Source organism: Micromonospora sp. CNZ322, from assembly GCF_007827755.1.
This window is the reverse complement of sequence record NZ_VITD01000001.1, coordinates 1,028,116-1,048,577: the sequence shown is the minus strand read 5'-3', so window position 1 is coordinate 1,048,577 and position 20,462 is coordinate 1,028,116. Positions and strand designations below refer to the sequence as shown.

At 72.3% G+C, this 20,462-nt stretch carries 21 protein-coding genes; 9 read left to right on the top strand and 12 right to left on the bottom strand.

Annotated elements, in window-relative coordinates:
• Positions 1-89: 89 nt before the first annotated feature.
• The 5 genes from FB453_RS04880 to FB453_RS04860 all read left to right on the top strand — a co-directional run bounded on the left by FB453_RS04880 (position 90) and on the right by FB453_RS04860 (position 6,250).
• Entirely contained in the window at positions 90-1,388 is a 1,299-nt protein-coding gene (locus tag FB453_RS04880; protein ID WP_091397356.1) for an ABC transporter ATP-binding protein, read from the top strand.
• Between the two features lie 93 nt (positions 1,389-1,481).
• Positions 1,482-2,492 carry a hypothetical protein gene (locus FB453_RS04875; RefSeq protein WP_145787782.1) on the top strand — a complete coding sequence of 337 codons (1,011 nt, stop codon included), beginning with the start codon at positions 1,482-1,484 and terminating at the stop codon, positions 2,490-2,492.
• A 61-nt stretch (positions 2,493-2,553) separates the two neighbouring features.
• On the top strand, positions 2,554-3,018 hold the full coding sequence (locus FB453_RS04870; RefSeq protein ID WP_112581804.1) for a DUF4442 domain-containing protein: 465 nt from the start codon (positions 2,554-2,556) through the stop codon (positions 3,016-3,018).
• 59 nt (positions 3,019-3,077) lie between these two features.
• Positions 3,078-3,881, top strand: a complete 804-nt coding sequence (locus FB453_RS04865; protein ID WP_112581803.1) for an HAD family hydrolase — start codon at positions 3,078-3,080, stop codon at positions 3,879-3,881.
• Positions 3,878-6,250, top strand: a complete 2,373-nt coding sequence (locus FB453_RS04860) for a glycoside hydrolase family 65 protein (RefSeq protein ID WP_145787780.1) — start codon at positions 3,878-3,880, stop codon at positions 6,248-6,250. Before FB453_RS04865 ends, FB453_RS04860 begins: the two co-directional genes overlap by 4 nt.
• A 74-nt stretch (positions 6,251-6,324) precedes the next feature.
• Here FB453_RS04860 and FB453_RS04855 read toward each other — a convergent pair whose 3' ends face one another.
• Positions 6,325-6,519, bottom strand: coding sequence for a hypothetical protein (locus FB453_RS04855; protein ID WP_091395197.1), 195 nt, complete (start codon positions 6,517-6,519; stop codon positions 6,325-6,327).
• A gap of 190 nt (positions 6,520-6,709) precedes the next feature.
• Here FB453_RS04855 and FB453_RS04850 point away from each other — a divergent pair, with 190 nt between their 5' ends.
• Positions 6,710-7,360 (top strand): dienelactone hydrolase family protein, encoded by a 651-nt coding sequence (locus FB453_RS04850; protein ID WP_112581800.1) that lies wholly within the window; start codon positions 6,710-6,712, stop codon positions 7,358-7,360.
• On the opposite strand, the gene FB453_RS04845 is transcribed toward FB453_RS04850, so the two are convergent.
• Positions 7,361-8,461, bottom strand: coding sequence for an AI-2E family transporter (locus FB453_RS04845; protein WP_145787779.1), 1,101 nt, complete (start codon positions 8,459-8,461; stop codon positions 7,361-7,363).
• Between the two features lie 213 nt (positions 8,462-8,674).
• On the opposite strand from FB453_RS04845, the gene FB453_RS04840 reads away from it, so the two are divergent.
• Positions 8,675-8,845, top strand: a complete 171-nt coding sequence (locus tag FB453_RS04840; protein ID WP_486480160.1) for an antitoxin — start codon at positions 8,675-8,677, stop codon at positions 8,843-8,845.
• A gap of 71 nt (positions 8,846-8,916) precedes the next feature.
• Here FB453_RS04840 and FB453_RS04835 read toward each other — a convergent pair whose 3' ends face one another.
• Entirely contained in the window at positions 8,917-9,516 is a 600-nt protein-coding gene (locus FB453_RS04835) for a hemerythrin domain-containing protein (RefSeq protein ID WP_145787775.1), read from the bottom strand.
• A 93-nt stretch (positions 9,517-9,609) separates the two neighbouring features.
• Between FB453_RS04835 and FB453_RS04830 the strand changes: the two genes are divergently transcribed.
• Positions 9,610-11,004 carry an aromatic acid exporter family protein gene (locus FB453_RS04830; protein ID WP_486480151.1) on the top strand — a complete coding sequence of 465 codons (1,395 nt, stop codon included), beginning with the start codon at positions 9,610-9,612 and terminating at the stop codon, positions 11,002-11,004.
• Between the two features lie 10 nt (positions 11,005-11,014).
• On the opposite strand, the gene FB453_RS04825 is transcribed toward FB453_RS04830, so the two are convergent.
• From FB453_RS04825 to eccB, 8 genes are all read right to left on the bottom strand, one after another.
• On the bottom strand, positions 11,015-11,659 hold the full coding sequence (locus tag FB453_RS04825; RefSeq protein ID WP_091395184.1) for a C39 family peptidase: 645 nt from the start codon (positions 11,657-11,659) through the stop codon (positions 11,015-11,017).
• Between the two features lie 224 nt (positions 11,660-11,883).
• Positions 11,884-12,291 carry a TIGR03618 family F420-dependent PPOX class oxidoreductase gene (locus FB453_RS04820; RefSeq protein WP_145787773.1) on the bottom strand — a complete coding sequence of 136 codons (408 nt, stop codon included), beginning with the start codon at positions 12,289-12,291 and terminating at the stop codon, positions 11,884-11,886.
• Between the two features lie 32 nt (positions 12,292-12,323).
• Positions 12,324-12,665: a YkvA family protein gene (locus tag FB453_RS04815; protein ID WP_112581796.1), complete on the bottom strand. Its 342-nt coding sequence runs from the start codon at positions 12,663-12,665 to the stop codon at positions 12,324-12,326.
• Positions 12,666-12,698: 33 nt separating this feature from the next.
• Complete coding sequence (locus FB453_RS04810; protein ID WP_145787771.1) at positions 12,699-13,517, bottom strand: hypothetical protein; 819 nt, start codon at positions 13,515-13,517, stop codon at positions 12,699-12,701.
• Between the two features lie 157 nt (positions 13,518-13,674).
• A complete protein-coding gene (locus FB453_RS04805) occupies positions 13,675-13,995 on the bottom strand; it encodes a hypothetical protein (protein ID WP_112603955.1) in 321 nt (106 codons plus the stop codon).
• 236 nt (positions 13,996-14,231) lie between these two features.
• A complete protein-coding gene (locus FB453_RS04800) occupies positions 14,232-15,527 on the bottom strand; it encodes a WXG100 family type VII secretion target (protein WP_145787769.1) in 1,296 nt (431 codons plus the stop codon).
• On the bottom strand, positions 15,520-15,930 hold the full coding sequence (locus tag FB453_RS04795; RefSeq protein WP_225855044.1) for a hypothetical protein: 411 nt from the start codon (positions 15,928-15,930) through the stop codon (positions 15,520-15,522). The genes FB453_RS04800 and FB453_RS04795 overlap by 8 nt, the downstream gene beginning before the upstream one ends.
• Positions 15,931-15,976: 46 nt before the next feature.
• The gene (gene eccB / locus FB453_RS04790; protein ID WP_145787767.1) at positions 15,977-17,596 is read right to left on the bottom strand and encodes a type VII secretion protein EccB; all 1,620 of its coding nucleotides are present in this window, start codon (positions 17,594-17,596) and stop codon (positions 15,977-15,979) included.
• A gap of 163 nt (positions 17,597-17,759) precedes the next feature.
• Here eccB and FB453_RS04785 point away from each other — a divergent pair, with 163 nt between their 5' ends.
• Positions 17,760-18,947, top strand: coding sequence for a type VII secretion protein EccE (locus FB453_RS04785; protein WP_145787765.1), 1,188 nt, complete (start codon positions 17,760-17,762; stop codon positions 18,945-18,947).
• Between the two features lie 22 nt (positions 18,948-18,969).
• Here the strand turns inward: FB453_RS04785 and eccD are convergent, their stop codons facing one another.
• Positions 18,970-20,367, bottom strand: coding sequence for a type VII secretion integral membrane protein EccD (gene eccD, locus FB453_RS04780; protein ID WP_145787763.1), 1,398 nt, complete (start codon positions 20,365-20,367; stop codon positions 18,970-18,972).
• Positions 20,368-20,462 lie beyond the last annotated feature (95 nt).

The following is a 20,462-nucleotide window of genomic DNA, read 5'->3' as shown; positions in this document are numbered from 1 at the left end:
GAACATGAGACGTTTACCCGATGTCACAAACCCATGATCCTGGTCACAGTCTTGTGGGGTTCGGTCGACGCGCGCTGGGGGGGAAGACGGTGAGCACCGTCACGCTCAAGGATGTGACCAAGGTTTTCCGGGATGGCACGCTGGCCGTCGACAGCATCAATTTGGATGTGAACGACGGCGAGTTCATGGTGCTGCTTGGGCCGTCCGGGTGCGGCAAGTCGACAGTGCTGCGGATGATCGCCGGGTTGGAGGAGCCGACCACCGGTGCGGTCATGCTCGACGGGGAGGTGGCGAACGACCTGCCCCCACGGGACCGCAGGATCGCCATGGTCTTCCAGGACTTCGCTCTCTACCCGCACATGACCGTTGGCGACAACATCGCGTTTCCGCTGCGGCTGGCCGGGGTCGAGCCCGAGCCGCGTGGCGAGCGGGTCAGCGACGTGGCGAGCGCGCTGGGCATCGGTGACGTGCTGGCCCGCAAGCCGGGTCAGCTCTCCGGCGGGCAGCGGCAGCGGGTCGCGATGGGGCGCGCGATCGTCCGCCGGCCCGGCCTGTTCCTGATGGACGAGCCGCTCTCCAACCTGGACAGCGGCCTGCGGGCCGAGTTGCGTGCGGAGATCTCCGGCCTGACCCGCGAGCTGGGCGTCACCACTGTCTACGTCACGCACGACCAGGCCGAGGCGCTCACCATGGCCGACCGGGTGGCCATCATGCGCCGCGGCGTGCTCCAGGACGTGGGCACACCGACCCAGGTGTACGGCCGGCCGGCGACGCTCTACGTGGCGGCGTTCCTGGGCAGCCCACGGATGAACCTGCTGGAGGCGTCGGTCTACGTCCATCTCGACCGGTACGTCACGCTCAACCTCGGTGACCAGTCGCTCTACCTGCCCTGGAACGACATCCGCAGTCGGGCTGTGGCGCACTACCACGGTGAGCGAATAGTGGTCGGCATGCGGGCCGAGGCGCTCACCCCGGTCGCTCCGGACAGCCCCGGCGACGTGCTGCGCGGGCGGATCCGCTACCTGGAGCACCACGGGCACGAGTCGTTGGCGTTCCTCGACATCGGCGCGACAGCGATCGTGGTGGACGAGATGGGTGCCCCGCTCGAACCGCCGCCGGTCGGCCAGCGCGGTCTGCGCCGCTTCGGCTCGGTGATGCAGCGGCTCACCGGCAAGCCGGTGGAGGCGCAGGAGGCACCGGCCAGTGGCGTCCAGACCAGCGTGCTGCCCGATCCGGGCCGGCACCACCGCCGCCCGGCGGAGCTGGCGGTACGGCTGGCGCCCTACCCGGCGGTCAGCGCCGGTCACCCGCTCGCCGTCTCGGTACGGATGGACGCGCTGCACTTCTTCGACGAGCGCGGCGACCGGATCGACGTGGGTTGGCGCTGACGACGTGCCCGGACGGGGTGGCGGGCCCGCCACCCGGTGCCCTACCGTCTGCCCACCAGTCCACAGTGAAAGACCACCGAGAGGGGTGCACCCGTGTCGGGTGACCGTCCCAGCCCGCTCGTCATCGAGCGCATCCTGCGAGATCGCGAGAGCATCTGGCAGCAGATCGTGGCCGAGCGTGACCTCAACGCCCTGACCGGGCGGATGCTGACCAGCTCCGCCATCGCGTTGGCCTGCTACGGGGCGGTGCTGGGCTTCTTCCACAGCCCACTGATGGCGCTGACCTCGGCGCTGAAGCTGCCGCTGCTGTTCCTGGTCACCCTGGTCATCTGCCTGCCCACGCTCTACCTGTTCAACCTGGTCTTCGGCGCCCGGCTCTCGGTGCGGCAGTCGTTGGCGCTGGTGATGGTGGCGATCACTGTCACCTCGATGCTCGCTGTGGCGTTCGCGCCGATCAGCCTCTTCTTCCTGATCACCGCCAACGACTACGGGTTCTTCAAGCTGCTCAACGTGTCGATCCTGACCCTGTCGGCGCTGGTCGGGTTGCGCTTCCTGACCAGCGGGATGCAGGTGCTCAACGACCACGGCCTGCTCGCGCCCGAGGCCGCCAACGTTAAGGTCGACGGGCAGGCCAGCGCCCCGGCGCCGGTCCAGGCCGTGCCGGCCGCGGTGCCCGCCGGGCCGACGCCGGCTGCCGCGCCGGTCGCCGGTCAGAGCGCCGAGCCGGTCGCCGTGCCGGCCGGGGCCGCCGTGGCCGAGTCGACTGCGAATGGTGCCGTGACCACCGCGACGGCGCCGGCCCAGGTTCCGACGCAGTGGGCCGGGCAGCCGGCCGGTGCCTCGTTCCCGCCCGGCATACTGCCGCCCGGCTACGTGGCGCAACGCCCGTGGGACGGCCGTACGGTCCGACGCGGGGAGCCGACGCAGCGTCCGGCCAGCATGACCCTGCTCTACATCTGGATCCTGCTCTTCGGTTTTGTCGGCACCCAGCTGGCCTGGACGCTGCGGCCGTTCTTTGGCGACCCGGGGCAGGATTTCTCCTTCTTCCGCAGCATCGACGGCAACTTCTATGCGGAGATCCTGCGGATTATCGGCAACCTCTGACCGTGCCCCGACGGCGAAGTCGCTGGTTGCCGGCCTGGTTACCGGTTAGTAACGTCAGGCCATGACTATCGACTCCCGCCAGGTGGCGGCCGGCATGCTGGAAGCGGTGCCGTTCGCTCGTACGCTCGGTATCGAGTTCGTCGAGGTGGCACCCGAGGCGGAGGGCGGCGTGCGGGCCGTCGTCCGGCTGCCCGACTCGCCGGCCACCCACAACCACATCGGGGGCCCGCACGCCGGGGCCATGTTCACCCTCGGCGAGACGGCCTCCGGCGCGGTCGTGCTGGCCGCCTTCGGGCAGTTGCTCGACCGGGCCGTGCCGTTGGCCGTCCGGGCTGAGATCGCCTACCGGAAACTCGCCATGGGTCCGGTGCTGGCCACCGCGCGACTCGGCCGGCCGGCGGCCGAGGTGACCGAGGAGCTGGCCGCCGGTCGGCGCCCGGAATTCCCCGTCGCGGTCCAGATCGCCACCGAGGACGGCAAGCCGACCTCGGAGATGACAGTGATCTGGACGCTGCGACCGAACTGAAACGCCCCATGGGGGCCGAAACGGGTTTGCGGGCCCAGCAGGGTGGATAGATTCGTACCGTGCTGGGCCTACCTGCTCACGTGACCGCCTGTCTCTTCGATCTGGACGGTGTGCTGACGCAGACCGCCCGCGTACACAACGCCGCCTGGACGCAGACGTTCGACGAGTTTCTCCGCCAACGCGCCACGGTCTCCGGCGAACCGTTCCAACCGTTCGATCCGGGCCCGGACTACAACCGCTATGTCGACGGCCGCCCCCGGGCCGACGGCGTCCGGTCGTTCCTCGCCTCCCGCGGGATCGTGCTGCCCGAGGGCAGCCCGGACGACCCGCCGGAGGCGGAGACCGTCAACGGCCTGGGCAACCGCAAGAACGTCCTGCTGCTGCACCGTCTGCGTACCGACGGCGTCGAGGTCTACCCGGGCTCCGTGCGGTATCTGAAGGCGGCGACCGCCGCCGGGCTCCGCCGAGCCGTGGTCACCGCCAGCGCGAACGGGGGCGAGGTGGTCGCCGTCGCCGGATTCGAGCCGCTGCTGGAGGCCCGGGTGGACGGGCTGGTCGCCCGTGCGCAGGGGCTGCGCGGCAAACCACACCCCGACACGTTCCTCGCCGGGGCCAGGGTGCTCGGAGTCGACCCGACGCAGGCCGCCGTCTTCGAGGACGCGCTCTCCGGGGTGGCAGCCGGCCGCGCCGGTGGCTTCGGCTACGTGGTCGGCGTCGACCGGGTCGGGCAGGCCGACGAGTTGCTCGCCCACGGCGCCGACATCGTGGTGACGGACCTCGCCGACCTTCTCGACCGCGCGGACCCACCGGCGCCGAACCGCACCGCTACCGACCCGCTCGCCGCCGAACGAGGCTCCGGATGATTCGGGAGCGCGCCTATCCGGTGGAGCCGTGGCACGTCCGGGAGACCCGGCTGGACATGGACGTGCTGGCCCAGTCGGAGTCGGTCTTCGCGCTCTCCAACGGGCACGTCGGCCTGCGGGGCAACCTCGACGAGGGCGAACCGCACGGCCTGCCCGGCACCTACCTCAACTCGTTCTACGAACTGCGTCCGTTGCCGTACGCGGAGGCGGGCTACGGCTTCCCCGAGTCCGGGCAGACCATTGTCAACGTCACCAACGGCAAACTGATCCGGCTGCTGGTCGACGACGAACCGCTCGACGTGCGTTACGGCGAGCTGATCGCCCACGAGCGGATCCTCGACCTGCGGGCCGGCACGCTGCACCGGGAGCTGCACTGGCGCTCGCCCGCCGGCCGGGAGGTCAAGGTCCGCAGCACCCGTCTCGTCTCGTTCACCCAGCGGTCGGTGGCCGCCATCAGCTACGAGGTGGAGGCCGTCGACGGCCCGCTGCGACTGATCGTGCAGTCCGAGTTGGTGGCGAACGAGTCGCTGCCCGCGCAGAGCAAGGACCCCCGGGTCGCGGCGGTGCTGGAGTCGCCGCTTCAGGCCGAGGAGGAGCTGACCACCCCCGACGGCGGCCAGCTGATCCACCGCACCAAGGTCTCCGGTCTGCGGGTCGCCGCCGCCATGGAGCACGAGGTGCACGGCCCGGACCACACCACCATCGAGTCCGAGGGATACCAGGACTGGGTGCGTACCACCATCGCCTGCGTGCTCCAGCCCGGCGAGAAGCTGCGGGTGATCAAGTATCTGACGTACAGCTGGTCGAGTCGCCGGTCGCTGCCGGCTCTGCGCGACCAGGTCGGCGCGGCACTGGCTGGCGCCCGGCTCGACGGATGGGACGGGCTGCACCGGGAGCAGCGCAACTACCTCGACGCGTTCTGGGACGCCTCCGACGTGCTGGTCGAGGGCGACCCGGAGGTGCAGCAGGCGGTCCGGTTCGGGCTCTTCCACGTGTTGCAGGCAGGCGCGCGGGCCGAGCAGCGGCCGATCTCGGCGAAGGGGCTGACCGGCCCCGGCTACGACGGTCACGCCTTCTGGGACACCGAGATGTTCGTCCTGCCGGTGCTCACGTACACCCAGCCGAGCGCGGTGCGCAGCGCGTTGCAGTGGCGACACAGCACGCTGGATTCGGCGCGGGAACGTGCCGAGACGCTCAACCTCCGGGGTGCCGCCTTTCCCTGGCGGACCATCGAGGGCCCGGAATCATCCGGATACTGGCCGGCGGGTACGGCAGCTTTCCACATCGCCGCAGACATCGCCGACGCCGTGCGCCGCTACGTGATGGTCACCGGGGACACCCAGTCGGAACGGGAGATCGGGCTGGAGCTGCTGGTGGAGACTGCCCGGCTGTGGCGCTCGATCGGCCACCACGACCGGCACGGGCAGTTCCACATCGATGGTGTCACCGGGCCGGACGAGTACACCGCCGTGAAGAACGACAACGTCTACACCAACCTGATGGCGCAGCGGAACCTGCTCGCCGCCGCCGACGTGGTCATGCGCTACCGGGACGAGGCGTTCCACCTCGGTGTCACCGACGAGGAGGCCGCGAGCTGGCGGGACGCCGCCACCTCGATGCACGTCCCGTACGACGAGGAGCTCGAGGTCCACCAGCAGGTGGAGGGCTTCACCCGACTCCAGGAATGGGACTTCACGCACACACCGGCGGAGAAGTACCCGTTGCTGCTGCACTACCCGTACTTCGAGCTGTACCGCAAGCAGGTGGTGAAGCAGGCCGACCTGGTCCTCGCCATGCACTGGCGGGGGGACGCCTTCACCCCCGAGGAGAAGGTGCGCAACTTCCTCTACTACGAGCGCCGCACCGTACGCGACTCGTCGTTGTCGGCCTGCACCCAGTCGGTCCTCGCCGCCGAGGTGGGCCACCCCGAACTCGCGCACACCTACCTGCGTGAGGCCGCGCTGATGGACCTGCACGACCTCAACGAGAACACCCGCGACGGCGTACACATGGCGTCGTTGGCCGGCGCGTGGCTCGCCCTGGTCAGCGGGTTCGGCGGTCTCCGGGACCACGACGGCGGACTGTCCTTCGCCCCCCGGCTCTCCAGCCGACTCAGCCGGTTGGAGTTCTCGCTCCAGTGGCGGGGGTTGGCGCTGCGGGTGGATGTCCGGCCGCACCAGACGACGTACTCGCTGCGCCACGGCGGCCCTGACGACGTGGTGGAGCTGCGCCACCACGACCAGATGCTGCGGGTGACCTGCGACGAGCCGGTGACGGTGCCGGTGCCGCCGGCCGAGCCGTCCGGTCCACCGCCCGAGCAACCACCCGGCCGGTCTCCGCTGCTGCGGTTGCCCGAGCGCGAACAGTGACGGGCGGGGCGGGAATCTTCCCGCCCCGCCCGTCCCGCGCCTGTGGGTCAGACCGGCTCGCCGGTCCCAGTTCGTCAGACCGGCTCGCCGGTCGACGGACGCCCGATCGCGTCCCGGGGCGCCGCCGCCTTCGGGTCGTCGGGCAGCCGGGCCGAAGCGGCCTGGTCTCCGAAATCCTGGTCCCCGACGTCCTGGTTGCGCTCGGCGTCCTGTTCACGCTGGGTTCGCTCGGTCAGCTGCTGCTGCCGGGAAATCTGCTGCTTCGCCATGGCGATCCTCGCGATCCGTCGGGGCGCGGCTGCGCCGACACGGTCTGCGGTCGCTCGTCGCGTACCCGGCGCCCCAGCGGGCAAACGCGGCCCGGCGGCGGGCCCATGGCCCGGGGTGACGCCGCCGCGGCGTGCGTGCCCGGCGGCGGGCGGGGTACCCGGACCACCGGCGAGTAACCGGAGGTGAGGTATGGACGAGCAGCGCAGCGTGACCATTCCGATCGGGGACGCCCAACTCCCCGCCGACCTGACGTTGCCCGCCCAGCCGGTCGGCGTGGTGCTGTTCGCGCACGGCAGCGGCAGTTCCCGGCACAGCCCGCGCAACGTGGCGGTGGCCCGGACCCTGAACGGCCGTGGGCTGGGCACGGTGCTGGCGGACCTGCTCACCCCGGCCGAGGACGAGGTGGACGCCCGAACAGCCGAACTGCGCTTCGACATCGGGCTGCTGGCCAGCCGGCTGGCCGGGATCGTCGACTGGCTGGCCGTCGAGCGTCCTGCCGGCGATGTGCCGATCGGTCTGTTCGGGGCCAGCACGGGTGCTGCCGCCGCCCTGGTCGCGGCGTCGTCCCGCGCCGATCGGGTGGCCGCCGTGGTCAGCCGGGGTGGTCGGCCGGACCTGGCCGGGAACGCGCTGGCCCAGGTGCGTACCCCGACGTTGCTCCTGGTCGGCGGGCTGGACGAAGAGGTGATCACCCTCAACGAGCGGGCGCTGGCCGAGCTGGGGGAGGTCGGCGAGCTGCGGGTGATCCCCGGTGCCACCCACCTCTTCGAGGAGCCCGGCACCCTGGAGCAGGTCGCCGATCAGGCCGGCACCTGGTTCACCACGCACCTCGGTCGGTGATCAGTCTGAGGGCAGGAGAGCCGAGGTCGAGCGGCGCTGTTGGACGGTGTCGATGACACGCCAGAGGACGGCGGTGATCGGGACGCTGACGAAGGCACCAGCGATGCCCGCGATCAGCGTGCCCGCGGTGACCGCCACGAGGATCACCGCCGGATGCAGTCGGACCTGACGCTTCATGACCAGCGGCTCCAGCAGGTTGCCCTCGATCTGCTGCACGGCGATCACCGCCGCGAGGGTGAGCAGCGCGGTGGTGGGACCGTTCGCAGCCAGCGCCACCAGCACCGCCACCGCGCCGGCCACCGTCGCCCCGATGATCGGAACGAACCCGCCGAGGAACGTGATCAACGCCAGCGGCAGGGCGAGTGGCACCCTCAGCACCACGAGAGCCAGCCCAATGCCCAGCGCGTCGATCGCGGCGATGAACATGGTGCCCCGGCTGTACGCGCCCAACGTCTGCCAACCGTTGCGGCCGGCCTCGGCCAGCACTGGTTGGTTCGGGCCGGAGACCCGGGACAGCACCCAGTGCCACATGGACCGGCCGTCCTTGAGCAGGAAGAAGAGCAGCACCAGAGCCAGCAGCGCGGAGCCGAACACCTCGGTGGCGGTCCGGGCACCGGCCACCGGGTCCGGAGAGCTGCCACTGAGCCCCTTCCGGGCCTGGTCGACCAGCCGGTCCAGCTGTGCCTCGCTGACCGGCAGGGTGGACGTCACGAAGTCCCGGCTGCGTTCGACGCCCTGCGTCAGCTCCTGGCTGAGCTGATCGAACTGGCTGGCGGTCAGGTTCCACACCAGGGCGCCGACGCCGACCAGGATGCCGAGCAGCAGCAGTACGGTGCAGAGCGCGGCCAGCGCCGCCGGCAGGCGCAACCGGCGCAGCAGCAGCAGGACCGGATCGAGCAGCGCGGTGAGGAAGATGGTGGCGGCCAGCGCGATGGCCAGCGGCGCCAACAGGACGGCGATCCGGCCGAGCAGGTAGAGCCCCGCGGCGATCACCACCAGGCAGGCGCTCCACAACACAGCGGTTCGGACCAGCCACGGCAGCGCCGCCCAGGTCTGGCGCGGCCCGGGGCTGGCTGTCGGTCCGGGTTCCTCTGCGGCCATGTCGGTCCTCCTCGATGTCGACGAGGTCGGTACCCGGTCGGTCGTGCCCCGACACCCGAATCGCTGGCCGTTGCCCGCGCGGATCGTACGTCGGCCGGAGTGACGTGGGTGGGTGTTCGCGAATCACATCCGAAGCGGCGGCGTTTGCGTGGTCCGGCCGAGGGAACGCGAAGGGTACGGACCGGACTGAGGAGGAACGCCGTGGGTGACTTCATGGACAAGGCCAAGGACTTCGCGGACAAGCATGACAAGCAGGTCGACCAGGGTGCGGAGAAGGGCGGCGACATGGCCGACAAGCGCACCGGCGGCAAGTACGGCGATCAGATCGACAAGGGCGTGGACCAGGCCCAGGCGCGCACCGGTGAGGGCGACCAGGTCCGCTGACCCAGCGCGCTCCTCCCGGGCCGCCGCGCCGTCGGCGACCCGGGAGTGCCGGGTCGCCGATGATGCGCGGGTCAGCGCTTGTCGCGTAGCGCGTCCACTGAGGTGGGTCGGCCGCTCAACGCGTCGCGCAACCGGTCGACCAGACCGATGCCGGGGGCGAGCAGCTTGTTCATCGGCGGATGCTCCGGGCTTCCCGGATGCGGACGGGTCGGCCCGATCTTCTTGATCGCCCTCACCCGGGCGGCCGCCTCGACCAGCTCCTCCCGGGCCGTCGCCGCGCGCAGCCGGGGAAAGAGCTCCTTCTCCTCTTCCGCCATGTGGTGTCGGACGGTGCTGGTCAGCTGGGCGAGCAGCTCGTCGAAGCGGTGGTCGGACGGATCGGCTGACTCCAACGCCTTCATGGTCCGCTCGGCGTCGGCGTGCTCCGCGATCTCCCGGTCGGCGATCTCGTCGCCGTCGGGCAGCACCTTTCGGGCGATCGGATACACGTACGCCTCCTCGGCCACCGAGTGGCGGACGAGTTCGGCGATCACCACGTCGGCGAGGCGCCGGCGGTGCTCGGGGGTGCCCTGCCGGGCCGCCAACTCGACGAGAACTGCCTCGATCTCACGATGATCGGAGACCAGGATGTCGACGGCATCGTGGTCGTCATCGGTCGGTGGATTGGTCATGTCACGGCCCCTTACCGGTTGCGGATCGGTGGGAGGTGTGTGGCTCTGGTACCCCCACGGGGCTGCACGAACCCACGGTTGACGATGTGTTCCATGGGGCCTGTGGTGCCTGCGGTGGCGGTGCTGCCGAGCCTCGGCGATTGCCCGGCCGCCGCCGGGGTAACCGCCGCCATGGCCGACGACCGCCCACCCGCCGACCGCGATCAGTCGCGGCTCGACGAGACCGCCGAGCGGACGGTCCGGCGGGTGCGGCACCGAGGTGGGCAGGCCGGCCGGATCCGGGCCCGGCAGTGGGAGGTCACCCTGGTGATCTCCATCCAGGCCGGGCTGGCCGCGGCCATCGCCGCCCTGCTCGCCAAGAACCTGCTGGGCCAGGGATCGCACGTCTTCGCGCCCGCCGCCGCCGTCGGTACGATCGCCACCGCCATCGGGCAGCGTGCCCGCCGGACCTTTGAACTGTTGGGCGGCGTGGCCCTGGGCATCGTCATCGGGGACACGCTGCGATTCCTGCTCGGCTCGGGCCCGTGGCAGACCGGCGTGGTGGTCGCGCTGGCCATCGCCGCCGCGTTGCTGGTTGCTGGGAAGGGTGGTCCGCTGGTCGGTCAGGCCGGCGGTACCGCCGTGCTGATCGCAACGCTGGCCCCGATGGAACGTGGCCTGGAGGTGCCCCGGATCTTCGACGCGCTCGTCGGTGGGGCGGTCGGCCTGGTGGTGGTCGCGCTGTTGTTGCCGATCAACCCGATGCGGGTGCTGGACCGCGCCGCGGCGCCGATCTTCACGATCCTCTGCGAGCAACTCGCCGAGCTGGCGCGGGCGCTGCGCGAGCGCGACGGCGCCGGGACCATGGCCGTCCTAGAGCGGCTCCGCGGCACCGAGGACGACCTGGGCCGGTTGCACGATGCGCTCAGCGGCGCCGAGGAGGTGGTGACGATCGCGCCGGTGCGCTGGCACCGCCGGCAGCAGTACCACCGTTACGCCCGCAGCGCGGGTCACCTGGAGCGGTTGCTGCTGGACAGTCGCGCCATGGCCCGTTGGTCGAGCACCGCGTTGCAGTACGACGAGCCGATTCCGCCGGAGCTGCCGGACGCGATGGGCCGGTTGGGTCAGGCGGTGGCGGAGATGCGGGAGGAGTGCAGGGTCGGTGACGACCCCCGGCGTACCCGCCGGTTGGTCGAGGAGTGCGCCGAATTGGCCGGGCGGGCTTCCGCGACCGGCGTCAAGTCGTTCGGCGAATCCCTCGTCACCGGACTGCGTACCGCGGCCAGCGACCTGCTCCGGGCCGCCGGCTCCGAACCTGAAGACGCCAACCGGATCGTGCGCCGGGCGGCCGGAGCAGGCGAGGCGGAGATCCACCCGCCGGTCCGCCGACAACTGCACCGGACCCGACCGACGCGGGCCGCCCGAGCCCGTCGACGCGCGCACCTCGCAGCCCGGGCCCGTAACGACGGTCGGGCCGGCCTCCCCGCACGGGAGAGGCCGGCCCGGTGAACCGTCCGGATCAGGAGGAGTAGCCGCGCTCCGCGATCCAGTTGGCGACCTTCGGCAGGCTCATCCAGTACTCGCCCAACGCCGGGTCGGCCGGGTCGGCGACCCGGATCGTGTCACCACCGTCGCGGTAGCCGACGAGGGTCAGGTAGTGGCCACCCTCGTACGAGTGCGGGTTGCCGTCGGTGTCCACTGTCGTGCCCTTGATGTTGGCCACCACCGGTCGGCCGGCGTCCACCGCGGCCAGCACGTCACGGCGCAGCTGCTCGACCTGGTCGGGGCGGGCCACCGAATCACGGATCTCGGTGGTCCGGTACTTGCCACCGGTCAGCTCGTTCAGCACCCGGGTGGTGTCCAGGGCCGAGGGGGTACCCGCCTCGGTGGTGCCGAGCAGCCGGGCCACCTCGTCCTGGGACAGCGCCTTGCCCTGCGCGGACAACGCGATCCGGGTCGCGGCCGGGCCGCAGTAGTAGAAGTTCGGCTGGGCCTGGTAGTCGACGCCGAGGATCCGCTCGGCGTGCCGGTCGTTCTGGCTCGACGAGGCCGGGGCGGCCTGAGCCGGGGCGGCCTGGGCGGCCACCGCCGGGCCGAGGGCGCAGCCGCCGGCGACCAGCAGGCCGACGACGGACAGACCGCTCTTCTGGACGATCGGGTTCATGGTCGAGTCTCCGTTCGGGGGTTGGCGCCTCCGGCCAGCGGAGGGCGGCAGCACCGGGAATGGCGCTCGGCGCAACACGGGGGCCGACCATCGGTGGTCTCGGCCCTGGGCGTACCGAGGGCGTAACCGCTCTGCTCCACGGAGAATTCCGCTGGCTGCGGGCACCGGGACCCGCGCGGCATCCCTGCCAGACCCGAACCGGTCATCGGGCACAGACGGTCAGGTCAGAGGCTGCCCAACAGCCTGGTCACGGTGATCTCGATGACCACCCGTTCCGGATTCGGGCGCGGTGTCCGATACCGCTCGGCGTACCGCCGCTCCGCCTCCGCCACGGCGGCCGGTTCCGACCGCAGCACCGCGCGGCCCTCGATGGTCAACCAGCGGCGGCCATCCACGTGGCACACGGCCACTGCCGCGCCCGCCGCGCCGGCAGCCGCCACCTGACGGGCCTTTCGGGAGGCGCCGGAGGTGATGACCCGGGCCAGGCCGGCCGCCGGGTCGAGAGTCACCCCGACCGGTACGACGTGCGGGGTGCCGTCCGCCCGCACTGTGGTCAGCGTCGCCAGGTGTCGTTCGGCGCAGAAGGCGACAACCCGCTCATCGTGCACGTCCAACCGATGATCGCCCGTCATGCCCCGTCCCCTGTCCGCCGAACCGACCCCGATCATGGCACGCGGCGACGCACCTGGCCCCGATCCGGTGGGGCGTCCGGCTGACCGGGCAACTGGCGACCCGCCGCCCGACGTTGGTGCACCAGCCGGGTCAGGTAGATCAACGCGGCGGCCAGGACTCCCATGTCGTCCAGGTAGATCGGGTCCGGCAGCACGTCGACCGGGAAGATCGTGTAGATCAGCGCCCCGTAGAAGGCGACCTTGCCGCCCGCGCCCAACCCGGTCAGCAGCCGCCGGGTACGCACCACCCGCACCGCCAGCACCACGGCACCGACCAGTGTGGCCAGCGCCAGGATGCTGGCGATCACCACGAGGACCCACGCCTGTCGGGACATGCCGTCACGCTAACTCACCCGAGCCCGCGCGGCTCAGAACGCGGGCACCGTCGCACAGCCGCGTGCGGTCACCTTGTTCTCCCGGGTCTGCTCGACGTTCTCCCGGGGCTGCGCGCCCACCGGTCGGGCAACCTCGCTCAGCGGCAGCACCGACGCCGACTCGGCGACCCGTCGTCCGGTCGCGGCGTGCGCCTCCTCGCGCAGACTGCGAGCCGCGGCCACCGCCAACTCCGCCGCCCGCCACGCGGCCTGCTCCCGCTCGCGGGCTGCGGCGTGCCGGGCCGCCAGGTTGTCCCGGATCGCCCGCTGGAGCACCAGCTCCTGCTCGACCGGGTGCAGTCGTGGGTCCCAACCGTCGCGGTGCGCGAAGACGTCGCTGAGCTGTTCCACCGACAGCTCCCGCCGCCAGTACGCGTCCAGCGCCGCCCGGTGCAGGTAGCGCTCGCGGTCCGCGTACTCGGCGGGGGTGCGTACGGTGTGCGGCAGCGGCATCGCGGCCGCCGCGTCGAGCCGCCGTACGCCAGCCTCGGCCGCCTCGTACGCCAGCCAGGCCGCCTCGACGGCCTCCTGGGCGGCCACCCACTCCGCCCGGCGGCGCTGCACGGTGGTGGTCGCCCGCTCCGCGGCCACCGCGACCTCCTGCGCGTAGCGGCTCTGCTCCCGCTCCTCCTGCGCCTGCTCAAGTTGGCTCGGCATGGCGGCGCGGCGGATCCGGGAGCCCGGGTCGAAGCGGAACCGACCGGGCCGCAGCAGGAGAGCGGCGACGGCGACGGCTACCACCCCGAGCAGGCTCAGCCAGATGACGGCGGCCCGGGAGAGGTCTGGCAGGACGGCGGAGAGGATGGTTTGCATGATCAGCACCTCGCGGTCGAAGGCGGGTATCGACGGGCGGCAGGAAGGCGCGGCAGCACCGGTCGGCCCGGTGGCGGGATGGTCCCGTCGACGGCGAACTCAGATGCCGTGCGGGAGGATCAGCCGGGATCGGGCCCCGGGGATCGCCGGGCCTGGCTCAGCGGGCGGGCGGGCCGCGTCGTGCAGGAGAGCCACGGCCGGGATCGATGGCCGGGACGTGCACCGGGCGCGTCACGACCGGACCGGTCGCCGTGGCGGTATCGAGCGTGCCAGCCGGCGGGGCTTCAGCGGGCTGGGCGGCCCGCTGGTTGGCCGGGGCGGCGTCGGGGCGGACACTTGCCACCCGGCTGCTCACAGCACTGGGCCGCAGCTGCGTGGGGGCGGGCGGTGGGGTCGCGGCGAGAGCGGCACCGAGGCCGACCGCGAGCACCAGCGCGGTGACCGCCAGACGGGTCAGTTCCCGCAGTGACCGCAGCACAGCCCACCTGGCTGGGCGGACAGAAGCTGCGGACGACACCCAACCAACCTATCGCTCGTCCCGGCCCACCGCAGCACGGCGAGGGACCGGGCGGACGTGACCGCCACCACCATGCGCACTGTGGACGGTGTCGATCGGGGGCCGGGAACGGCGGTGCCCCCGACCGGATCGGGTCCGATCGGGGGCACCGTGCATCGTTGGGGTGGCACCGCTGGCGTGCCGGCGGCGGGCCGTGGTCAGTCGCCGGTGCCGAGCACCCGGGGCGCCGCCTTCTCGTCGCCCTGCCACACCATCTCGTCCTCGGTCAACCAGGTCAGCCGCTCGTCGGAGTCGTCGTCCTGCGCTCGACCCTGCCCGCCGAGCACACCAGGACGGCCGCCGCCGGAGCCCGGTCGGGCGTTGCCGCCGGTCATGGCCGGGCGTCCGCCGCTCCCACCGCGCTGGCCGTCGATGCTGCGCCCGACCCCGTTGGCGGCGCGGGTCTCCGCCGGGGCCGCACCACCACCGGTCGGTCGAGCCGAGGTGGGGGCCGCGTTGCCCGAGCCCGCGAGCGCGCCGCTGCGCAACACCCCGCCGGCCGGTGACCCGCCCTGTGCTCCATAGAGCAGGCCGGGACCGGTGCTCGCCGCAGCGGGCGCGCCGGCCGGCCCGGACAGCCCGACCAGCCCGGCGGCACCCCCGCCGAGCAGCGCGCCGCCGACCAGTGGGTCGGCTCCGGCGAGGGAGGTGCCGCGGTCAGCGAGGTCGCTGCCAACGCCGATCGGAGCGGCGCCGACAGCCGGGCTGCCACCGGTGCCCGAGCCGACCTCGCCCGGAGCCGAACCGTCGCCCGGCAGTTGGGCGACGCGGTCGGGCGACGAGATGGTCGCGTCACCGGTGCGCGCAGTGTCAGCGCCGGTATTGGGGCCGCCGGACACCCTGGCGATGGCCGAGACACTCTGTGGCGTCGTCGGATCCTTGCGGGCGGTGGTCGGAGTGTCCGGGTCCGGCGGGGGCGGCTCGACCACCCGGTCGTAGGCGGAGATCTCGTAACTGTTGGCCAGGCCGGCCACCAGGTTCACCATCCGCTGGTGGGCCTTCTCCTGCTCAGCCTTGTCCTGCTGGTGACCCGCGATGCCCCCGACGATCAGACCGGTCAGACCGAAGGCCGCGCCACCCTTGATCGCGCCGCCGATCGCCTTGTCGTTGTCGTCGGTCTCCTCCGGGCTCTCGGCCTGCTTGTGGGCGGCGCGCAGATGGTCGGCCATCATGGTCAACCCCTGCTTGATGCCGGCCATCCCTTCGCCCAACGCGTCGGTGTGGGCGACGATCAGGCTGAGTCGCCGATGGAACTCCCGACCCGCCGAACCCGTCCACGTGTTGGCGAGCTTGTCGAGGTCGCCGCTCAGATCCCGGCCGAGGCCGTCGAGGATGCCCTTGAGCTCGGCCCACTGGGTGGCCACGCCCTCGATCTGCTCCGGCTTGCCCGCCATCAGGCCGTCGTACAGCTGCTGGTGGCTGTTGCCCTGGTAGCGCTGGGTGTATTCAGACACGCCCGTCCTCCTTCGGCTGAAACGCCCGGTCGACCGGGTTCAGCGCGGCGGTGACATCGTCGGCGTTGGCCGCGTTACGCGCCTCGGCGGTGCGGTAGTTGCTCAGGATCGTGCTGGTCGCCTGCTGTGCCGCCAGCACCGCCTGCCGGATCCGTTCGGCCTGGTCGACATAGGACTGGTGCACCTCGCTGTAGCGACGCGCCTTGTCGGTGGCGTCGAAGAACGAGCCCAGGGCCGGAGGACGGCACTGCATCTCGGTGTTGAGCTTGCGCAGCACCGACTCGGCCTGGCTCAACCGCGACGCCAGGTGCTCGTGGAAGTCCTCAAGGGACAACAGGTCGACTTCCGTACGCCCGGCCATGGCAACATCCCCGTCGTTCTGGTTGACAACCGTCAGCGACATTCAGGTTAGTCCACCAGTGCGACTCCGGGCGACCCGCCGAAGCTGCTCAGCCGTCGGCGCCGGTCGATTCCGTGGACCCCCCGCCGGTCCCGCCGCTCGACGGGGTCCCACCCGTCGGACTCGACCGTGTCGACCCCGACGGTGGCGCCGCGGACGACGACCCCGACGGTGGCGCCGCGGACGGCGTGCCCGACGGTGGCGCCGCGGACGGTGAGCCCGACCTCGGCGCGGCCGACGGTGGTGCGGACGGTGCCGGCCCGTCGGGAGCGAAGACGGCGAAGGCGTCCTCGCGGTCCAGAGTCGGCCCGGTCGGGATCAGTGCGAGCAGGGAGCCGGGCACCGCCAGCGGGGTGATCCCGCCGTAGCCGAGCACGTCCAGTGTCGCCGCCGAGCCGAGCGGATACCGGATGCCCTGCGGGCTGATCAGGTAGATCGTCGACCCGGCGGCGCCGGACCCGCTGGTCCCGGCGCCGGGCGAAGCCTGCGCGATGACACCCTTACCGCCGGGCAGCAGCACCGCCTCAGCGGTGCGTACGGCGTCGCGCCTGGTCTGGCGCACCGGCACCAGGCCCGGATCGCTGTCGGTCAACTCGGTCGGCACCCGGTCGAAGACCTCCAGGGTGGTGGTCGGCGGGCCGCCCGAGCTGTCCTTGCGGTACGTCGCGCACAGCGTGGTCTGACCGGGCTGGGCCGGGTAGAGGGCGGGCATCGTCGGGGGCACCCCCTCCTCCTCGATCCGCCGCTCCTCGAACGCCTCGCTGGCCTGGTTCGGCGTGATGTCGGTGATCCGACCGCCGTTGCTGACGAGCAGCAGAGCGGTGATCTCACTGATCGAGACGAGAGCGTCCCGGGTCAGCACGTAGTGGCGCCCGGCGGCCTTGAACACGGAACCGACGTCGTGCGACTGCCCGGCCACCTTGCGACTGCTGGGCTCGCCCTCACCGGGCAGCGACGGTCGGCGTAGCGGTGGCCCGGCCGGCACGGCGTTGAGCAGTTGCTGCCCGACCTGGAGTCGCTCGGTGCCGGCCATCCGCAGCGCCGTGATCGTGCGGGACGGGTCGAGTAGCTGGAGCCGGGTGTTGTTGGTGACCAGGTACCGCTGGTCGTTCACCGAGACCAGCACCGCCCGGTCACCCAGCGGCGTGCCGCCGGGCAGCGCCCGGTCGATCACCAGTCGGGTGCTGGACCGCTGCCGGTCGACCGGGTCGGGCACGTCGCAGACCGACCAGGGTAGCCCGGTCAGCGACTTGCGGTCCGGCAGCGCGTCCGGTGCCCCGACGATGCCGACGGTGACGCCGCGGGGCCGGTCCCGCAGCGACGCCTGGGACATCGTCCGCACCTGGGCACTCGCGTCGTTCACGATGAGGCGCGCCGAGGTGTAGTTGAGCGTCGGGTGCAGCTTGCCCTCGATGAACACGTACGTCGCGCCGGTCTCCCGTTCGATGACCAGGGTCTGGTCGTCCAGCGGCGCCGCGCCACCGGTCAACTGGCCGTAGGCACCCACCCCGCCGAGCACGATGGCCGCGGTGAGGACACTGCCGAAGACGGCCATGCCGAGCCGTCGCATCGGCAGGTTGGTGGTCTCCGGATCGCCCGACAGCAAGGCGGAGACGATGCGGCGGGTGACGAAGCGGTACGCCTGCACCTGATCGCGGCGGGTCCGCATGACTTACCTCCGGCGGGGTGGATCCGCGACGATCAGGGTCGGGGTGCCGTCGCGGGCTTCCCTACGATAAGGGGCCGACGGTGGTTCCTTGGGACCACCGCTCGTGGCCGGCACCGGAGGAGACCCGGCGCAGAGTCGTACCGTGCAGGAGGGACAGTCAGCGATGACGCAGGTTCAGGCGCCACCCGTCCGAGCGGTCACGGACCCTGTCGACGTTCCGACCCGGCCGGTGCCCCCGGCCGAGCGGCCCGGCCGTGGGCGGGTCGGCCCCGTGCTGGTCGGGCAGCTCGTCGTACTGGAGTTGTGCGTGGTCGGCGTCTGGGCCGCCACGGCCGGACCCAGCTGGGTGCTCGCCGCGGCGGGCACCGCGGCGCTGCTGGTCGTCCTGGCGGCCTTCGCCCGTCGGGGTGGCCGCTGGTGGTTCGAGGACCTGCTGCTGCGCCGACGGTTGCGGCGACGCGGTGAGCGGGCGTCGGCCGCGCTGGCCAGCGGCACGGCGACCGACCCGAGGTTGGCTGCGCTCGCCCCTGAGCTGAGCGTCATCGAGCTGACCGACCGAGGCACCCGGCTCGGCATCGCGCGTGACGACCAGGGCTGGTTCGCCGCCGTCGCCCTGCAGTCCGCGACCGGTGCGGCGGTCGGCTCCGTCGACGCCGCCGCGGTGGACCGCGCGCTGCAGGTGCTCGCGGACTTCAGCGCCCCGATCTCCCGGGCCCAGGTCGTCGCGCACACGCTGGTCTGGTACCCGGCACCCGGTGCGCCGCCGGCAGCCCACCGGACCGTGTGGGTGGCGCTGCGGCTCACCGTCCGGGACGCCCGGGTCGAGGCGGTGAGCCGCGGCGGCGGGCTGACCGGCGTACACCGGACGGTGGCGGCCGGGATCGGCCGGCTCGGCAAGGCGCTGACGTCGGCGGGCCTGGCTCATCGCCCGCTGGGCCGGGAGGAGCTACGTGCGGCCATCGTCTCGGCTGCCGGTCTGGACCTGGTGCCCGAGGCGCCGGCGGAGAGTTGGCGTGGGTTGCGCGGCGGCGGCTGGACGCACCGCTGCATGGCTCTGCGGGGCCGCGTCGACGCGCCGCTCGGTCCGCTCGTGGACGCGATCACCGCGACCTCGGCGCCGTCGCACACGGTGGCCGTGACCGTCTCGTCGGACGGTCGGGTGGCGGCGCCGCTGCTGCGGGTCGCGGCGATGGACAACCATGTCGAGGCCCTGGTCAAGGTGGTTCGTGAGGTCGCCGGCCGGGTGGGCGCGTCCACCCGGCCGATGGACGGTCAGCACGCTCCGGGCGTCTACGCCACCGCTCCGGTGGCCTCGGCGCTGGGCGTCTCCACCGGTCCGCGGTCGCGCTGACCGGTGCGGTGGCGGCGCACGGTCAGGGTCGGAGGTTGACGATCCAGCCGTAGAGGCCGCAGACCCAGAAGGCGAGGGGCACCAGCGAGATGATGAGCATGATCTCGGCGATGTCGAGCAGGCGGCCCCAGACCGGCGAGATGCGCTTGCCGGCGACGGTCAACCCGTAGATCAGGCTGATCACCGCGGCGAGCACCAGACCGCCCAGGATCAGGCCGAGCCGGACCGGCAGCGACCCACCGGCGAAGGCGGTCGCGGCGGCCAGGCCCAGACCCACGGTGCCGGCCAGCAGCACCGGGGTGCGCTGGGCCCGGCCCAGGAGGGGGCGGGCCCGCAGCAGCGCCAGCAGGGCCAGCACCAGGCACAGCAGCACCGCGGGCAGGCGCCCGTCCAGAGCCAGCACGAGTTGCGCGCCCAGCACCAGCAGCGACACCGTCCACAGCAGACCGGTCAGGAACTGGTCGGCGCGCTCACTCTGCTGGAGCACCTGCCGGCCGTCCACCGACTCGCTGTCGGTCTTCAGGTCCTCAGGACCGGTCGGAATCGACGGCACCGGCAGCCGGGCCAGCCGGTAGGCCATCATCGGCAGCGCCGGCACCACGCCGAACGCGACCGCCGCGACCACCGCGGCGGAGGCCGCCGCGTCGAGGCTGAGGACCAGGCAGAGCACCGCGCCCAGGCCGGTCGCGGCCGCGACCCCGATCGCGGCGAAGAAGAGGGGGTACCGGTCGCCGACGGCCAGCACGGCCACCGCGCCGGCCACCACCGCGGCGGTCGCCGCGAGCAGGACATGCGGACTGGCCAGGTCGGTCAGCGATCGATCGCCGGCGAGCAGCAGCAGGCCGCCGGTGGCCGCGTGCACCAGGCCGACCAGGGCCAGCACCGCGCCGATGCCGCTGTCACCGACGGCCCTGGACAGCACCGCCGCGCCCACCAGCAGCGCCACCGCGACCAGCAGCGCGGCCAGCGCGCCGGGCAGGTGCGGCGGACCGGCGAAGAGGGCTGCCAGCGCGCCGGCGCCGAACGCCGCCGCCGCGAAGACCACAGCGAAGGAGCGGGTCGCGCCGACCTGCCAGGCGCCGGGGCGCTGGTTGGTCGCGGTGGCGACCGCGTCCACCACGTCGTCGAAGACGATCTCCGGCGCGGCATCGGACCGGGGGTTGAAGTAGAGCACCTCACCGTCCCGGACGCTGAGCTGCCCCGCGGTACGACCACCGTCGAGGGGCGCACCGCCCAACCGGGACAGTGCCCAGCCGCCGTGCCGCGCACCCTCGTCGGCCATGTCCTCACCGGCGTAGCGCAGCAGGGTGGGGAGCAGGTCGGCCAACGGCACGTCCGACGGCAGCGCCAGATCCATCCGGGTACGCGGAGCCACGATGGTGATCCGGCTGAGACCACCGGTCGCCGTCTTCGTCGCCACAGTGGCCTCCAGGTGTGCGTCTGTGATCGGCTGGCTGGAATGCTGCGGTCCGGGTCCACCGCGCACACGGCAGATTACCTACGATGACGGCACGT

What these genes read in the sequence shown, in the direction of transcription:
- FB453_RS04870 (WP_112581804.1), top strand. Translation starts at nt 2,554, where the DNA reads ATGACTATCGACTCCCGCCAGGTGGCGGCCGGCATGCTGGAAGCGGTG.
- FB453_RS04860 (WP_145787780.1), top strand. Translation starts at nt 3,878, where the DNA reads ATGATTCGGGAGCGCGCCTATCCGGTGGAGCCGTGGCACGTCCGGGAG.
- FB453_RS04855 (WP_091395197.1), bottom strand. Translation starts at nt 6,519, where the DNA reads ATGGCGAAGCAGCAGATTTCCCGGCAGCAGCAGCTGACCGAGCGAACC.
- FB453_RS04850 (WP_112581800.1), top strand. Translation starts at nt 6,710, where the DNA reads ATGGACGAGCAGCGCAGCGTGACCATTCCGATCGGGGACGCCCAACTC.
- FB453_RS04845 (WP_145787779.1), bottom strand. Translation starts at nt 8,461, where the DNA reads ATGGCCGCAGAGGAACCCGGACCGACAGCCAGCCCCGGGCCGCGCCAG.
- FB453_RS04840 (WP_486480160.1), top strand. Translation starts at nt 8,675, where the DNA reads ATGGACAAGGCCAAGGACTTCGCGGACAAGCATGACAAGCAGGTCGAC.
- FB453_RS04835 (WP_145787775.1), bottom strand. Translation starts at nt 9,516, where the DNA reads ATGACCAATCCACCGACCGATGACGACCACGATGCCGTCGACATCCTG.
- FB453_RS04830 (WP_486480151.1), top strand. Translation starts at nt 9,610, where the DNA reads ATGGGGCCTGTGGTGCCTGCGGTGGCGGTGCTGCCGAGCCTCGGCGAT.
- FB453_RS04825 (WP_091395184.1), bottom strand. Translation starts at nt 11,659, where the DNA reads ATGAACCCGATCGTCCAGAAGAGCGGTCTGTCCGTCGTCGGCCTGCTG.
- FB453_RS04820 (WP_145787773.1), bottom strand. Translation starts at nt 12,291, where the DNA reads ATGACGGGCGATCATCGGTTGGACGTGCACGATGAGCGGGTTGTCGCC.
- FB453_RS04815 (WP_112581796.1), bottom strand. Translation starts at nt 12,665, where the DNA reads ATGTCCCGACAGGCGTGGGTCCTCGTGGTGATCGCCAGCATCCTGGCG.
- FB453_RS04810 (WP_145787771.1), bottom strand. Translation starts at nt 13,517, where the DNA reads ATGCAAACCATCCTCTCCGCCGTCCTGCCAGACCTCTCCCGGGCCGCC.
- FB453_RS04795 (WP_225855044.1), bottom strand. Translation starts at nt 15,930, where the DNA reads ATGTCGCTGACGGTTGTCAACCAGAACGACGGGGATGTTGCCATGGCC.
- eccB (WP_145787767.1), bottom strand. Translation starts at nt 17,596, where the DNA reads ATGCGGACCCGCCGCGATCAGGTGCAGGCGTACCGCTTCGTCACCCGC.
- FB453_RS04785 (WP_145787765.1), top strand. Translation starts at nt 17,760, where the DNA reads ATGACGCAGGTTCAGGCGCCACCCGTCCGAGCGGTCACGGACCCTGTC.